The sequence below is a fragment of the Ectopseudomonas alcaliphila genome (assembly GCF_900101755.1).
Lineage (GTDB): Bacteria > Pseudomonadota > Gammaproteobacteria > Pseudomonadales > Pseudomonadaceae > Aquipseudomonas > Aquipseudomonas alcaliphila.
In genome coordinates this window covers 12,429-28,072 of the sequence record NZ_FNAE01000004.1, presented here as the reverse complement: position 1 = coordinate 28,072, position 15,644 = coordinate 12,429, and the positions used below count along the sequence as shown (strand labels likewise).

Here is a 15,644-nt window from a genome sequence, read left to right as displayed (position 1 = left end):
CTCCTAACGCGAAAATTGCGTGTGTTCGGCGACGGCCCGCTGCACCCAGCGGCGGGCCTGTCCCAGGTAATTAGCCGGATCGAGCAGACGGTCCAGTTCGGCAGCGGACAGCTCGGCGCCGACCTCGGCATTGGCGCCAAGCACCGTGCGCAGATGCACGCTCTGCAGCACTGCCTGGCGGCAGCATTGCTCGACCAGATGATGGGCAGCGTCGCGACCGATACGCTGGGCCAGGGCGATACTCACCGCCTCGGCCAGCACCAGGCCCTGGGTCAGTTCGAGGTTGCTGCGCATGCGCGCGGCGTCCACTTCCAGACCCGGCACCGCCAGCAGCGCCTGCTGCAGCGCACCGGAGACCAGGCAACAGAGTTCCGGCAAGGTTTCCCATTCGGCGTGCCACAGGCCGAGGCTGCGTTCGTGCTCCTGCGGCATGGCGGCGAACATCGTCGCTACCAGACCCGGCGCACGGGTAGCGGCGCCGATCAGCACGGCGGCGCCGACCGGATTACGCTTGTGCGGCATGGTCGAAGAGCCGCCCTTGCCGGGCGCGGCTGGCTCGAACACCTCGCCGGCCTCGGTCTGCATCAGCAGACTGAGGTCGCGGCCGAGCTTGCCCAGGCTGCCGGCGATCAGCCCGAACAGGCTGGCGAACTCCACCAGACGGTCGCGCTGGGTGTGCCAGGGCTGCTCGGGCAGGTTCAAGTGCAGCTCGGCGGCCAGCGCCTCGGCCACCGGCCAGGCCTGCTCGCCCAGTGCCGCCAGGCTGCCGGAGGCGCCGCCGAACTGCAGGCACAGCAGGCGCGGCTTGAGTTCCACTAAACGCTGGCGATGACGGGTGATGGCGCCGAGCACACCGGCCAGCTTCATCCCCAGGGTCACCGGCGTGGCCTGCTGCAGCCAGGTACGTCCGGCCAGCGGGGTGTCGGCATGACGCTCGGCCTGTACCGCCAGGGCATCGGCCAGAGTAGCGAGATCGCTTTCGATCAGGTCGATGGCAGCGCGTAGCTGCAGCACCAGGCCGCTGTCCATGGCGTCCTGGCTGGTGGCTCCGAGATGTACATAGCGTTCGGCCTCGGCATCGCTGGCAGCGATACGCTTGCCGAGGGCCTTGACCAGCGGAATCGCCGAGTTGCCGGCGGTGGCGATGGCCTGGGCCAGCGCCGGGTAATCGTATAGCTCAGCTTTACAGGCGGCCTCGATGGGCGCCACGGCCTCGGCTGGGATCAGCCCCACGCGAGCCTCGGCCCGCGCCAGAGCAGCCTCGAAGTCGAGCATGCCCTGCACCCGGCCGGAGTCGCAGAAGATCGCGCGCATGGCCGGCGCGGTGAAGTAGGCATCGAAGAGTTGGTTGCTCAAGGCAGTCTCGTTCCAGCAGTTTGGGGGTAAGCCTAGGTTGGCAGGGCGACGTAGGCGAATCCAGTGCGTAGGGTGGGCTTCAGCCCACCGGTGTGAAAATGGTGGGCTAAAGCCCACCCTACGATCCTCACGCGCGGTGAACATGGCGGGCTAAAACGGATCGCCGCCCGGCCCACCCTACGAGCTACGCGCGTCACACCCGCTCGATGGCCAGCGCCAAACCCTGGCCAACGCCCACGCACATGGTCGCCAAACCCAGCTTGCCGCCGGACTTCTCCAGCTGATGCAGCGCGGTCTGCACCAGGCGCGCACCACTGGCACCCAGCGGGTGGCCGAGGGCGATGGCGCCGCCATTCGGGTTGACCTTGTCGCTGTCGTCGGCCAGGCCCAGCTCGCGCATCACCGCAAGGCCCTGGGCGGCAAAGGCTTCGTTGAGCTCGATCACGTCGAACTGGTCGATGCCCAGGTTAAGCCGCTCCAGCAGCTTGCGCACCGCCGGTACCGGACCGATGCCCATGACCCGCGGCGCCACACCGGCGCTGGCCATACCGAGTACCTTGGCACGCGGAGTCAGGCCATATTTCTTCACCGCTTCGGCACTGGCCAGGACCAACGCCACAGCGCCATCGTTGACGCCCGAGGCGTTGCCGGCGGTGACCGTCTTGCCCTCGCCGTTGACCGGTTTGAGCTTGCTCAGCGCTTCCAGAGTGGTGTCAGCGCGCGGATGCTCGTCGGTGTCGACTACCGTCTCGCCCTTCTTGCCCTTGATCACCACCGGCACGATCTCTTCGGCGAAGAAGCCTTCGGCCTGGGCCCGCGCGGCGCGCTGCTGGCTGCGCAGGGCGAACAGATCCTGGTCGGCGCGGCTGACCTGATAGTCGTCGGCGACGTTGTCGGCGGTCTGCGGCATGGCATCGACGCCGTACTGCGCCTTCATCAGCGGGTTGATAAAGCGCCAGCCGATGGTGGTGTCCTCGATCTTCTGGCCGCGGCCAAAGGCGCTGTCGGCCTTGCCCATCACGTAGGGCGCGCGGGACATGGACTCCACGCCACCGGCGATGGCCAGCTCCATCTCGCCGCTGGCGATGGCGCGAAAGGCGCTGCCCACCGCATCCATGCCCGAGGCGCAGAGGCGGTTGAGGGTCACGCCCGGCACGCTGTCGGGAATGCCGGCCAGCAGCAGGGCCATGCGCGCGACGTTGCGGTTGTCCTCACCGGCCTGATTGGCGCAGCCCATGAAGACTTCGTCGATGGCGGCCAGATCCAGCTGCGGGTTGCGCTCGATCAGCGCTTTCAGCGGCACCGCCGCCAGGTCGTCGGCGCGCACCGGCGCCAGGCCGCCGCCGAAGCGGCCAATGGGCGTGCGGATGGCGTCGCAGATAAAGACGTCGCGGCTCATTCCTCACCCCCGGCCTGGCCATGGGCGGCAGCGGTGCGCGCTTCCAGGGCGCGCAGTGCCTCAAGCTCATGGGCGTTCGGCGCTTCGGTCACGACCAGGTTGTCAGCGAAACGGATGGCCCAGCCGGTGTTCTCGACCACCTGCTCGCGGGTCACCCCCGGGTGCAGCGCAGTGACCACGAACTCGTTGCTGCCGGCTTCCGGCTCCATGATGCACAGGTCGGTGATGATACCCACCGGCCCCTTACCAGGCAGGCCGAGCTGCTGGCGGTGGTCGCCACCCTCGCCGAAACCGACCGAGGTGATAAAGGCCAGCTTGTCGACAAAGGTGCGGTGCGACTGCTTGAGGATGATCAGCACTTCCTTGGCGGAGCCTGCGATCTCCGGCGCGCCGCCGGCGCCGGGCAGGCGCACTTTCGGGTTGTGGTAATCGCCGATCACCGTGGTGTTGATATTGCCGAACTTGTCGACCTGGGCCGCGCCGAGAAAGCCGACGTCGATGCGCCCACCCTGCAGCCAGTAGCGGAAGATCTCACCAGTGGGCACCACAGTGTCGGCGGTTTCGGCCAGCTCACCGTCGCCGATCGACAACGGCAGCACGCTGGGCTTGGCGCCAATGGGGCCAGATTCGTAGATCAGTACCACGTCCGGCGAGGAGGTCAGGCGCGCCAGGTTGGCGGCCTTGGACGGCAGGCCGATGCCGACGAAGCAAACGGCGCCGTTCTTCAGGCGACGGGCAGCGGCGACGGTCATCATTTCATTGGTGCTGTAGGCGCTCATCACTTGGCCTCCGCAATCTTTTTCTGGAAGGCCGCAAAATCGGCGGTGCCACGGATGTATTCGTCGATCCAGGCGCTGAAGGTTTCGCGGTCGCGGGCAATCGGGTCCCAGGCCTGGTAGAAGCGGTTGTCGCGCTCGTAGTAGCCGTGGGCGTAGGACGGATGGGCGCCGCCAGGCACGTGGCAAACGGCGGTCAGCGCCCAGCTTGGCAGCACGCAGGCGTTCATCGGCGCGTTCAGGTCATCGACGATTTCTTCCACGGTGACGATGCAGCGCTTGGCCGCCAGGGCCGCTTCCTTCTGCACGCCGAGGATGCCCCACAGCAGCACGTTGCCCTTGCGGTCGGCCTTCTGCGCGTGGATCACGGTGACGTCCGGGCGCACCGCCGGGGTGGCCGCCAGCTTCTCGCCGGTAAAGGGGCAGTCGATGAACTTGATGTTCGGGTTGACCTTCGGCAGGTCGGAGCCGGCATAGGCGCGCAGCAGGGCAAACGGCAGGCCGGAGGCACCGGCGACGTAGGAGTTGGCCAGGTCGGCGTGGCTGTGCTCGTCGATTTCCAGGGCGTTCGGCCACTGCTTCTCGACCGCATCGCGCAGGCGATGCAGCGAGCCGACACCGGGGTTGCCGCCCCAGGAGAAGGTCAGCTTGCGCGCGCAACCGGCGCCGATCAACAGGTCGTAGACCAGGTCCGGGGTCATGCGCACCAAGTGCAGGTCTTTCTTGCCCTGACGGATCAGCTCGTGGGAAGCGGCAGTGGGAATCAGGTGGGTGAAGCCTTCAAGAGCGACGCAGTCGCCGTCGTTGACGTGGCGCGAAATGGCTTCGCCCAGGGTGATGATGTCGGCCATCGTGTTGTTCTCGCTTGGGTTGCAGATGCCATCGGAGACAAGATGGCAGGTGGCTAAACCTTAGGCTGCAGCCTGGAGGAGAACAATCCGATAATCGCCTTACCGGGCGATTATCGAACAAATTTCAAACCCGTCTAAGCGGGCCGAAACAACTGGCTACTCAGCTCGCGGCTGGCGCTGAGCATTAGCGGCAAATAGCGCTTCTCCAGCTCGCTGACCGGCACGCGGCCGGCGTGGGTGCTGACGTTCATCGCCGCCAGCACGTGGCCGGCGGAGTCGTACACCGGCACCGCCAGCGAACGCAGGCCCTGCTCCAGCTCCTGGTCGACGATGCACCAGCCCTGGTGACGCACGCGCTGCAGGCACTCCCATAGCGCCTCGGGGGTGTGCAGGGTGCGGCTGGTCTTGGGTTGCAGCTCGGCGTGGGCCAGGTAGTCCTGCAACTGATCGTCGTCCAGCGCAGCCAGCAGGATGCGGCCCATGGAGGTGCAGTAGGCCGGCAGGCGGCTGCCGACGCTGAGGTCCACCGAGATCAGCCGCTGCGGAATCGCCGATCGGGCGATATACAGCACCTGCTCGCCCTCCAGGGTGGCCAGGTTGCAGGCCTCGTGCAGTTGCTCGCTGAGGCGGTCGAGGTAGGGCTGGGCGGACACCGCCAACGGCGTCGACGACAGGTAGGCGTGGCCCAGGGTCAGCACCTTGGGCAACAGCGAATAGGTACGCCCGTCGGTGGTGACGTAGCCCAGCTTCATCAGGCTGTAGAGGCAGCGGCGCACCGCCGCGCGGGGAATCTCGGTACGGTGGCTGATCTGCGCGATGGTCAGGTGGCGCTTGCGCTCCTGGAAGGCGTTGATCACTGCCAGGCCGCGAGCCAGGGAGGTCATGAAATTGGGATCGCCAGCGAACTCCTCGATGCGCTTGGCAGGCGAAACGTAGGGCGGCGGCGCCAGACTGGACAGGGGCGGACGGGTATCGCTCATGGAACCTCCGGGGGCGGTCGACAGTGCCTGGCGATTATCGAACCACGGTGCGGTAATCGCAAATAGTGCCCAACGATGAGCGCTCCCCTGTGGGAGGGGCTTCAGCCGCGACCGCTGTCGATGATTCTCGCCGCTGAAGCGCCTCCCGCAGTTCGTAGCCAGCCTCAGCCCGGCAGCAAACCCTGCCAACGCAACAGCGCCAGCAGGCCACTGATGCTGAAGAAGGCCAGCACCGTGGCCGCAACCAGAGCGGCGGCGCAGCGCTGTTCGAGGCCGAAACGCTGGCCGAGGATGGGGTAGATGCTCATCATTGGCGCGCTGGCGAACAGCAGCCCGGCCACCATCAATTGCGGCTCTACCCCGGGCAGCAGCAGGAAAGCCACCAGCAGCGCCAGCGGATGGAGGATCAGCTTGCCCAGCGCGGTCTGCACCAGGTCGCCGCCCATACCGCCCAGCTTCAGCCCGTACAGGCTGCCGCCGATGACGAACAGCGCTACCGGCGCCGAGGCGTCGGCGAGCATGTCCACCACCCGAAACGGCACGGCCGGCAGGCGAATCTGCAGCAGCGACAGCAGCAGGCCGAGGGCGATGGCAATGATCAGCGGGTTGCGCGCCAGGCGCAGGCCGGTCTCGCGCAGCAGCGCCCAGCCGCCGCTGCCACGCTGCGTGCCGGCTTCGGCCAGAGCCAGCGCCAATGGGATCAGCAGCAGGTTCTCCACCAGCATGCCCAGGGCCATGGCCACCGCCGCGGTCTGGCCGAGCACCATCACCGCAATCGGATAGCCAATGAAACCGCTGTTGGACACCGACATGCCCATGGCCAGGATAGCGCTGGCCGACTGCCCTTGCCCACGCAACCAGCGCGCCACGGCGAAACCGGCGGTGAACAGGCTCAGCGATGCCAGCGCGTAAGCGGCCAGATAAGGCCAATTGAGCACCTCGTCGAGGCGCCGCTCGACCAGCGCACGCAGCACCAGCGCCGGCAGAGCGAAATTGATCACGAAGGCGCCGAGGCCACGAATCTGCTCGCGGTTGACCAGGGCGATGCGCGCCGAGACGAAACCCAGGCCGATGAGGATGAAGATCGGCGCGGTGATCCCCAGCACCGTCAGCATGCCAGGCGCTCCGGACCGTCCACGCGCAACTGCGCAAGGCGCGAGCGGGTGCGTACGAAATCGCCGTGGGCGACGTTGGCGCACAGCGTCGCCAGATCATGCTCGCTCTGCAGCCAGAGCTCGCGACCGCTGTCGTAGGCGATGTCGACGAAGTTGATCAGGCGTTGCTGCACGTCCAGCGAGCACTGCGCCAGCGCCGGCAGCTCGCCGATCACGAAGTGGGCGAAACGCTCGGTCAGTTGCAGGTAGTCGCTGCTCGCCAGCGGTTGCTGGCACAGTGCGGAAAAATCCAGCCACAGGGTGCGTGAGTCCATACCGCGCAGGGTCAGGCTGCGCCTTTGCAAGGGCAAGTGAGCGACGCTGGGCAGATGGCCCAGCTGCCTGCGCAACTGGCTCGCCGGCTGCTGCAGATAGCGCCCCCAGGGTTGCGCACTCAGGCAGCGGTAATCGGCGCCGGCCTCCATCTGCAGCACCAGGCAGCGACGCTGCAGCACTTCGGCAAAGGGCTTGAAGCGACTGTGATAGAGCGGATTCGGGCACAGCGCCGGCGGCGCGTAGTTGGAGCTCAAGAGCAGGATGCAATCGCGCTCGAACAGCGGCTTTAACAAACGACCGAGGAGGATCGCATCACCGATGTCATGCACATGAAATTCATCGACGAACAACAGCCGCGCCTCGGCCGCCAGTTCGTCAGCCACCCGCGCCAGGGGATCGGCCTGGCCGGCATGCGCCAGCAGGCGTCGTTGCACGTCCTGCAGCAGTGCGTGCACGTGCAGGCGGCGTTTCGCTAGCGGGGCAACCTGGAACAGGGCATCGAGCAGCAGGCTCTTGCCACGCCCGACGCCGCCCCACAGGTAGGCGCCGGCTGCGGGCCGACGCAGCCAGGCAGGTGGCCGCAGGCGCGCCTGCAGCCAGTCGCCCAGGCACGCCAACATGCGCGCCTGGGCCTCATCCAGTTGCAGGCCGCGCGCCTCGATCAGGCGAGCGGCCTGCGCGGCCAACTCAGAAGTCAAAGAACACGGTCTCGCCTTCACCCTGAATGCGGATGTCGAAGCGGTAGGCCGGCTTGCCATCGACTTCGCAGCGCTTGGCGATCAGCGTCTCGCGGCGCTGCGGCTGCTCGATCAGATTGAGCACCGGATCCCTGGCGTTGGCCTCGGCCTCGTCCTCGAAGTACAGGCGGGTGTTGAGGTGAATGTTGATCCCTCGGGCGAACAGCGCGACGTTGACGTGCGGCGCCATTGGCACACCGGCGGCATTGCTCACCACGCCCGGCTTGACCGTGGAGGCGGTCCACTCGCTACCGGCATCGAAGGTGGTGGCGGTACGACCGAAACCGTTGAACGGCTTGGACTGGTCGTACTCCTCGTCGTACTGACCCAGGTGGTCGGCCTGCCACAGCTCGAGGAAAGCATCACGCACCAGGTGGCCGTTGCCGTCATAGACGTGGCCAACCAGCAGGATGTGTTCGCCGGGCGCGTCGGGCCCCGCCATCTGGTTCCAGATTTCCTGCTCGCGGGTCGGGTTGCCGGCAGCGGCCAGGGCCAGGCCGATGTGCACGTAGGGGCCAGCGGTTTGCGAGGGGGTTTCCGGCAGCAATTCAACAGGCATGGTCATCCTCCTCAGCGATTCTCAAAGTGGGTTTGGCGCTGGCCGCGCAGGACGATATCGAAGCGGTAGGCCAGGCAATCCATCGGGTTGGCCGTGCTCATGTCGAGCTTGGCGATCAGCGTCTGTACCGCCTCCGGGTTGGCGATGGACTTGACGATCGGGCACAGCGGAATCAGCGGATCACCCTCGAAATACAGCTGGGTGATCAGACGCGTGGAGATCGACGGGCCATTGAGCGAGAAGTGGATGTGCGCCGGGCGCCAGTCGTTGGGGTTGTTGCGCCACGGATAGGGGCCGGGCTTGATGGTGCGGAAGATATAGCGCCCTTCGCTGTCGGTCAGCGCCCGGCCGACACCGCCGAAATTGGGGTCGAGCGGCGCCAGGTAGCGGTCGTTCTTGTGCCGGTAGCGGCCACCGGCGTTGGCCTGCCACATCTCCACCAGGGTATGCGGGATCGGCTTGCCGTACTGATCCATCACCCGGCCGGAAACGATGATGCGCTCACCGATGGGCAGGCCACCGTTGTTGAAGTTGAGCAGCAGGTCGTTGTCGTGCTCGGCGAACTTCAGGTGCGAGAAGTCCGGGCCGGTGGTCTCGGAGATCGACTGCGGAATGCTCACCAGCGCCTGGCGCGGCGAACGGGCGATGGAGGTCTTGTAATCGGGCGTCAGGGCTTTGGGGTGCCAGTTGCGGTCACGAATGACGAAACGGCGGTTGTCCTCGGCAGGCATGGTGCGCTCCTGTTGTGAGTATTGTGGAGTCGACCTGGGATCAGGCTGAAACACAGTTTCCGACAAAGCAGACGCGGGGAATATTGAAAAGACGCCGCCTATCCATAACCAAATGGTTATGAAAAAAGCCCTTCGCGGTAGGCTTCGGCCACCTCACGCAGCACCGCGCAGAACTGCTCGGCGGCCAGCGGCAGGGCCAGCGCGCTGTTGCGGCAGATGCCCACCGAGCCGCCCGGTTCCTGCACACCCAGCTGCAGCTCGACCAGCTCGCCACGCTGCACGTCCAGACACACCGCGTCCTGCGGCGCCACCCACAGCGCATCGCCGGACAGCACGTAGCGCCGACTGAGCGCCGGCGACAGGGTCTCCAGGCGCTGCCGCGAGGGCGTCACCCCACACTGCACGAACAGGCTGTCGGCATGCTTGCGGATGGTGGTGCCGGCCGTCGGCAGCACCAGTGGGTAATCGCCAAGCTGTCCCAGCGCGGCGGCGCCGGCGGCCAGCAGCGGGTGACCGGGGCGCACCACCAGGCTCATCGATTCGCTGTACAGGTGCTCGAAGGTCAGGCCCTGGATGTCCGGACTGTCGGTCATGCGCCCGACCACCAGGTCCAGCTCGCCGACGCGCAGCTGACCGAGCAGGTAGGCGCCCGGCCCGGTGGCAACGCTGACCACCAGCGCCGAGTGACGCTGATGCAGCCGCCGCACCACCTCGGGAATCAGCAGGCTCTCGACGGTGGACAGCACGCCGACACGCACCTGGCCGGCCTCGTGCTCACCTTCGCGCAGGCTGCTCACCCCATCGCGCAGCGCCTGCACGCAAGGCCCGGCGTAACGCATGAAGGCCACGCCGGCGGCCGTCAGCGTCACGCCTTGCTTGCCGCGTTCGAACAGACTGGCGGCGAGGATCTCCTCCAGTTCCTTGAGCGTCTTGGAAATCGCCGGCTGGCTGACGGCCAGCGCATCGGCGGCCTTGGCGAAACTGCGCTGGCGGGCGATTTCGAGAAAGCACAATAGGTGGCGGAATTTGATGCGGGTGTCGATGTTCATCGCTGGCTCCGGAAATCCTTGGGGGCAACGCCCGTACCGCGCCTGAAGAAGCGCGAGAAGTACGCCGCCTCGGAAAAGCCGAGGCTATCGGCCACCTGGGCAATGGTCATGGAGGTGTACACCAGGTTGCGCTTGGCCTCGAGCAACAGACGCTGGTGGATCAACTGCAGGCCGGACTGCCCGGCCAGGCGTCGGCACAGGCTGTTGAGATGGGCGACGCTCAGGCCCAGTTGCGACGCGTACCAGTCCAGCGGGCGGTGGCTGCGGTAATGCTGCTCGACCAGGGCCTGGAAGCGCCGCAGGTGCATGCGCCCCCGATCACTGAGCTGCGCCTCGGCATGGACACCGGCCAGTGCACGGCGCGCCAGCCAGACCAGCAGCGCGCTTATCAACGACTGCAGCATCAGCTCACGACCGACCTGGTGCTGGCCGTATTCGCGGGCCAGGGTGCCGAACAGCATGTCCAGACTGTCCCGATGCGCCTCGGCCAGGTAGCAAACCGCCCGGCTCAGCGGCGGTCGCTCCAGGGCCGCGCCCAGATGCTCGACCAGTGGCTGCGCCAGGGTCAGCACATGGCCCTGGATGTCCTCGGAAAAGCGGAAGGCATGCACGCAAAGCGCCGGCACCACCTGCACCGCCGCTTCATCGAGCACCCGTGCCTGGCCGTCGATCTCCACCTCGGCATGTCCGCTCTGGATATACAGCACCTGCAGCAGGTCGCTGTGCAGGTGGGCGCGGATCTCCCAGCCATGCAGGCGGCTGCGCTCGGCGATCGACTCGCAGTGGATCAGGTCCGGCGTCGGCCAGGCACGATCCTCGCCATAGAGCTTGAACACCGGTACCTGAGCGGCCATGAGAATCCTCGAAATGTCCAAGCAACCAAGCAGATAGTGCCTTCATACGCTTCATCTATCCATCAAAAATGCTGCTTCCTACATCCGTGTCTTGCACACGGCAGTCACCCAGGGACAACAACAATGAAAACCCAAGTCGCAATCATCGGCGCCGGCCCGTCCGGCCTCCTGCTCGGCCAGTTGCTGCACAAGGCCGGCATCGACAACGTCATCATCGAACGCCAGAGCCCGGACTACGTGCTCGGCCGCATCCGCGCCGGCGTGCTCGAACAGGGCATGGTCGACCTGCTGCGCGAAGCCGGCGTCAGCGCCCGCATGGAGCGCGAAGGCCTGGTCCACGACGGCTTCGAGCTGGCCTTCGACGGCCGCCTGGAACGCATCGACCTGCGCGGCCTGACCGGCGGCAAGACGGTCATGGTCTACGGCCAGACCGAGGTCACCCGTGACCTGATGGAGGCCCGCGTGGCCTGCGGCGCACCGAGCTTCTACAACGCCAGCGAGGTCGAGCTGCACGAGCTCAAGGGCGAACAGCCCCATGTCACCTTCACCCACCAGGGCCAGCGCATTCGCCTGGACTGCCAGCAGATCGCCGGCTGCGACGGTTTCCACGGCGTATCGCGCCAGTCCATCCCCGCCGGCGTGCTCAAGGAATTCGAGCGGGTCTACCCCTTCGGCTGGCTCGGTGTGCTGGCCGATACGCCGCCGGTCAACGAAGAGCTGATCTACGCCAACCACGAACGCGGCTTTGCCCTGTGCAGCATGCGCTCGCCGACACGTACCCGTTACTACGTGCAGGTCAGCAGCGAGGAGAAGGTCGAGGACTGGTCGGACGAGCGCTTCTGGGACGAGCTCAAGCGCCGCCTGCCCGCGCAGACCGCTGCCAGGCTGGTCACCGGCCCGTCCATCGAGAAGAGCATCGCGCCGCTGCGCAGCTTCGTCGTCGAGCCGATGCAGTACGGCCGCCTGTTCCTCGTCGGCGACGCCGCGCACATCGTCCCGCCCACCGGCGCCAAGGGCCTGAACCTGGCCGCCAGCGACGTCAACACGCTGTATCGCATCCTGCTCAAAGTGCATCAGCAAGGCCGTACGGAGTTGCTGGAGAAGTACTCGGATATCTGCCTGCGGCGTATCTGGAAGGCCGAGCGTTTCTCCTGGTGGATGACCTCGATGCTGCACCGCTTCCCCGACACCGATGCCTTCAGCCAGCGCATGCAGCAGACCGAGCTGGACTACTTCGTCGGTTCCGAAGCCGGGCGCCGCACCATCGCCGAGAACTACGTCGGCCTGCCCTACGAAGCCGTGGAATGATGGCGAAGGCGGTGGATCGTCGATCCACCGCCCTCCTCCATCAGTTGCACCGCGGCCATCGCGGCTGAAGCCGCTCCTACGGGAGATGGGCATTGTTTTGTCTGAATGACTCTGCACATCAGGTCGCGGCTAAAGCCCCTCCCACAGAAGATGTGTTGTGTTTGTAGGAGCGGCTTCAGCCGCGATATGAACTGGCACAGCACATTTGCCCCCCATCAATGCCCACCCACAGGCGCGCAACTAAACGCCCCGAGCCACTATTCGAGCGCACTGGTAGGCACAAATTCGTGCATAAAATCGGCAAGCGTCGCGGCCAAGGCCCCTTCCACAGGAGGCTGGCTCTGCCTGTGGGAGGGGCTTCAGCCGCGACAAGCTAGCGCGCTCACGGCGCAGTAATACCTCACCGACCAGCCGGATTTTCCAGCAACAGCGCCATACCCTGCCCGCCGCCGATGCAGGCGGCGGCGATGCCATAGCGGGCACCGCGCGCCGCCAGCTGCCGGGCGACACTGTGCGCCAGGCGCAGGCCGGTGGCAGCCAGCGGGTGGCCGAGGGCGATGGCGGCGCCATGACGGTTGAGCCGCAGCGGATCGAGTTCCAGCTCGCGCTGCACCGCCAGGATCTGTGCGCCCTGGGCCTCGTTGATCTCCAGGCTGTCGATGGCGTCCAGCGTCAGGCCGGTGCCATTGAGCAACAGGCGGATGGCCGGAGCCGGGCCGATGCCCATGAATTCCGGCGGCACGCCGACCACCGCACTGGCACGCAGCAGGGCCAGCGGCGCGTCAACGGTGCGGGCATCACCCACCAGCACGGCGGCGGCGCCATCGACCAGCGCGCAGCTATTGCCAGCGGTCTGCACCGAGCCGGGGCTGACCGGCAACAGTGCTGCCAGGGCCTCCAGGCTGGTCTGCCGGGGATGGCTGTCGCGGTCCAGGTGGGTGACCTTGCGCGGCAAGCTGAGGTGACGAGGCTGGTAGCCCGGCAGCTCGAAGCAGGCACTGGCAACCGGCGCAATCTCGGCCTCGAACCAGCCCTCGGCCTGCGCCGCCAGCGCCTTCTCGAAGCTGCCCAGGGCAACCGCGTCCACCTCCTCACGGCGCAGACCATGGCGCTTAGCGAGGTTCTGCGCGGTGTCGATCATGGTCTGGGCGATGGCCGGGTCAAGCAGCGCCTCCCAGAGAAAATCCTTGAAGCCCACCGGCGCGCCGAGGCGAAAGCCACCCCGGTGCTCGTAGCTGGCGATGGGGTTGCGTGACATGGATTCGGCCGCCACGCACAGCGCCAGACTAGCACTGCCGCGTTCGAGCTGGTTGCCGGCCTGGCGCAGCAGTTCCAGGCCGGTGCCGCAGATGCGCTGCACCGCCAGCGCCGGCACCTCGATCGGCACACCGGCGTAGAGGCCGATATGCCGCGGCAGCATGTAGGCGTCGAAACTGGCCTGGGCCATGCTGCCGGCCAGCACGCTGTCGACCTGCTCGCCGCCTATGCCGGCCCGCGCCAGCACGGCGCGGGCGACATGGATGCCGAGGTCGATGGGCGATACCTGGGCCAACGGCCCGCAGTAGTCGATCCAGGGCGTACGCGCGGCGGCCAGCAGCGCCACATGCTCGAAGGCCTCGAACTGGCCCTTCACGGCCGATCCTGCGCCAGCACGCAGTGCGCGGCCGGGTCGGCATACAGACGTTCGATCAGCTCGGCGCGGCGGCTGAGCACCGCACGCTGGTTGAGCGAGCCCTTGTCGGTGATTTCGCCGGCGTCCAGGCTCGGCGCCTCGCTCATCAGACAGGCCCAGGCGATGTGCGAGGCCAGCCCGGTGGCTTCGCGGTTGAGTTCTTCCAGTAGCCCGGCCAGCCACTGGCGTACGGGCTCGGCCGCCAACACCGCTACGACACTGGCCTCGGCCGGCAGCCCGGCCAGCGCGCGGCAGGCCGGCAGGCTGGGGAACACCAGCAGGCCGATGCGCTGGCGGTCCGGTCCGGTCACCACCACATCCTGCACGTAGGGCGCGCCCTGCAGGATGACCCGGGTGCGTAGCGGCCCGACACTGACGAACACGCCAGTGCTGAGCTTGAAGTCCTCGGCGATGCGCCCGTCGAACATCAGCCCCCAGTGCGGGTTGGCCGCGTCGGCGAAGCGCAGGGCGTCGCCGGAGCGGTAGAAGCCCTCCTCGTCGAAGGCCTCGCCGTTGAGTTCTGTTTGACGCCAGTAGCCGGGCATTACATGCGGGCCGCGGAAGCGCCCTTCCAGCTTGCCGTCCACCGGCGCCAGCTTGACCTCGCAGCCTGGCGCCGGCAGGCCGACGTAGCCGGCCACCGACAGCGGCCCGGTGGTGAAGGTGCAGGACGGTGCCGTCTCGGTCATGCCCAGGCCGGCCATCATGCGAATACGCTCGCCGCAATGTTGCTCGGCGACCCGATCGAGGCGATCCCAGACTGGCTGGCTGAGCCCGGCACCGGCGAAGAAGAACAGCTTCATGCGCGCGAAGAAACGCTCGCGCAGCTCGCCGTCCTGCTCCAGCGCGCTCACCAGCTCCTCCCAGCCCTTGGGCACGGTGAGGTAGGCGGTGGGCGAGATGTCCTTGAGGTTGCGCAGGGTTTCGCCGAACAGTTGCGGCGTCGGCCGGCCATCGTCGAGGTACAGGCTGCCGCCGTTGTAGAGGACGATGCCGACGTTGTGACTGCCGCCGAAGGTGTGGTTCCACGGCAGCCAGTCCACCAGCACCGGCGGCTCCTCGCCGAACACCGGGAAGGTCTGCAGCAGCATCTGCTGGTTGGCGCAAAGCATGCGCTGGGTGGTCACCACCGCCTTGGGCAGTTTGGTCGAGCCGCTGGTGAAGAGGAACTTGGCGATGCTGTCCGGGCCAGTGCGGGCGAAGGCGGCATCGGCGGCGTCCAGGTCGCGAGGTTTCAGCAGCGCGTCAAAACGCTGCGCATGGCGTCCCGCCACCTCACCCCGCACCAGCAGCAGGGGTACCTCGGCCGGCACCACCGCCTCGATGGCACGGCTGAAGGCCGCGCCATCGGCGGCCATCACCAGGCCGGGGCGCAACAGGTCGAAGATGTGCTGCAGCTTGGCGTAGTCGCGGGCCACGGTGGAATAGGCCGGCGACACCGGGCAGTACGGCACGCCGATGTACATCGCGGCCAAGGCCAGTTGCAGGTGCTCCAGGTCGTTGCCGGAGAGGATCACCAGCGGACGTTCCGGGCTCAGGTCGTGATCGAGCAGGTGCGCGGCGATGCAGCGCACGCGCGCCAGCATCTCGCGGTAGCTGATGCGCTGCCACTGCCCATCGCTGCCACGGCGAGCGACGAAGGTCTGCTCGCCGCGCACCTCGGCCCAGTGCAGCAGGCGCTCGAGCAGACGTGGCGGTAACGCCGCCAGGGTTTCGCGGGACTTGAGATAGACGCTGCCGGTGCGCTCCTCGATGTGCACGTCCGGCGTGCCCAGGGCGACCGGGCGATACCGGGCGAAGGGCTGCAGGGAGGATTCGTTGTTCACTTGTTATCACCTCCGGCCGTACCCGCTCGGGCACGGCGCGACGCCGGGCATCGGCCCGGCAGACTCAGTTCATACGTCCAATGATCGCGCAAACCGCACGCGCTTGGCCTCGCGGC

The 15,644-nt window shown here is 67.0% G+C and carries 14 protein-coding genes; 1 reads left to right on the top strand and 13 read right to left on the bottom strand.

What is annotated here, in order from left to right; genetic code table 11:
- Positions 1–3: 3 nt before the first annotated feature.
- From BLR77_RS14585 to BLR77_RS14535, 11 genes are all read right to left on the bottom strand, one after another.
- Entirely contained in the window at positions 4–1,356 is a 1,353-nt protein-coding gene (locus tag BLR77_RS14585) for a 3-carboxy-cis,cis-muconate cycloisomerase (protein ID WP_074678984.1), read from the bottom strand.
- Between the two features lie 193 nt (positions 1,357–1,549).
- Entirely contained in the window at positions 1,550–2,755 is a 1,206-nt protein-coding gene (pcaF, locus tag BLR77_RS14580) for a 3-oxoadipyl-CoA thiolase (protein ID WP_074678982.1), read from the bottom strand.
- Positions 2,752–3,534: a CoA-transferase subunit beta gene (locus BLR77_RS14575; protein ID WP_074678980.1), complete on the bottom strand. Its 783-nt coding sequence runs from the start codon at positions 3,532–3,534 to the stop codon at positions 2,752–2,754. The genes pcaF and BLR77_RS14575 overlap by 4 nt, the downstream gene beginning before the upstream one ends.
- Positions 3,534–4,382: a CoA transferase subunit A gene (locus BLR77_RS14570; protein ID WP_024767627.1), complete on the bottom strand. Its 849-nt coding sequence runs from the start codon at positions 4,380–4,382 to the stop codon at positions 3,534–3,536. The genes BLR77_RS14575 and BLR77_RS14570 overlap by 1 nt, the downstream gene beginning before the upstream one ends.
- 134 nt (positions 4,383–4,516) lie before the next feature.
- Positions 4,517–5,362, bottom strand: a complete 846-nt coding sequence (locus BLR77_RS14565; protein WP_055987375.1) for an IclR family transcriptional regulator — start codon at positions 5,360–5,362, stop codon at positions 4,517–4,519.
- A gap of 164 nt (positions 5,363–5,526) precedes the next feature.
- Positions 5,527–6,477, bottom strand: a complete 951-nt coding sequence (locus tag BLR77_RS14560) for an AEC family transporter (protein WP_024767626.1) — start codon at positions 6,475–6,477, stop codon at positions 5,527–5,529.
- Complete coding sequence (zapE, locus tag BLR77_RS14555; protein WP_074678978.1) at positions 6,471–7,490, bottom strand: cell division protein ZapE; 1,020 nt, start codon at positions 7,488–7,490, stop codon at positions 6,471–6,473. The genes BLR77_RS14560 and zapE overlap by 7 nt, the downstream gene beginning before the upstream one ends.
- Complete coding sequence (pcaG, locus tag BLR77_RS14550; protein ID WP_074678976.1) at positions 7,480–8,088, bottom strand: protocatechuate 3,4-dioxygenase subunit alpha; 609 nt, start codon at positions 8,086–8,088, stop codon at positions 7,480–7,482. Before pcaG ends, zapE begins: the two co-directional genes overlap by 11 nt.
- An 11-nt stretch (positions 8,089–8,099) precedes the next feature.
- Positions 8,100–8,819 carry a protocatechuate 3,4-dioxygenase subunit beta gene (gene pcaH, locus BLR77_RS14545; protein WP_074678974.1) on the bottom strand — a complete coding sequence of 240 codons (720 nt, stop codon included), beginning with the start codon at positions 8,817–8,819 and terminating at the stop codon, positions 8,100–8,102.
- Between the two features lie 116 nt (positions 8,820–8,935).
- Positions 8,936–9,868, bottom strand: coding sequence for a pca operon transcription factor PcaQ (gene pcaQ, locus BLR77_RS14540; protein WP_074678972.1), 933 nt, complete (start codon positions 9,866–9,868; stop codon positions 8,936–8,938).
- Positions 9,865–10,722, bottom strand: a complete 858-nt coding sequence (locus BLR77_RS14535; protein WP_074678970.1) for a helix-turn-helix domain-containing protein — start codon at positions 10,720–10,722, stop codon at positions 9,865–9,867. The genes pcaQ and BLR77_RS14535 overlap by 4 nt, the downstream gene beginning before the upstream one ends.
- Positions 10,723–10,845: 123 nt before the next feature.
- Here BLR77_RS14535 and pobA point away from each other — a divergent pair, with 123 nt between their 5' ends.
- Positions 10,846–12,030 carry a 4-hydroxybenzoate 3-monooxygenase gene (gene pobA, locus BLR77_RS14530; RefSeq protein WP_074678968.1) on the top strand — a complete coding sequence of 395 codons (1,185 nt, stop codon included), beginning with the start codon at positions 10,846–10,848 and terminating at the stop codon, positions 12,028–12,030.
- A gap of 400 nt (positions 12,031–12,430) precedes the next feature.
- On the opposite strand, the gene BLR77_RS14525 is transcribed toward pobA, so the two are convergent.
- Together BLR77_RS14525 and BLR77_RS14520 are read right to left on the bottom strand one after the other, a co-directional pair.
- Complete coding sequence (locus BLR77_RS14525) at positions 12,431–13,663, bottom strand: thiolase family protein (protein ID WP_074678966.1); 1,233 nt, start codon at positions 13,661–13,663, stop codon at positions 12,431–12,433.
- Positions 13,660–15,528 (bottom strand): feruloyl-CoA synthase, encoded by a 1,869-nt coding sequence (locus tag BLR77_RS14520; RefSeq protein WP_074678964.1) that lies wholly within the window; start codon positions 15,526–15,528, stop codon positions 13,660–13,662. Before BLR77_RS14520 ends, BLR77_RS14525 begins: the two co-directional genes overlap by 4 nt.
- Positions 15,529–15,644: the final 116 nt, after the last annotated feature.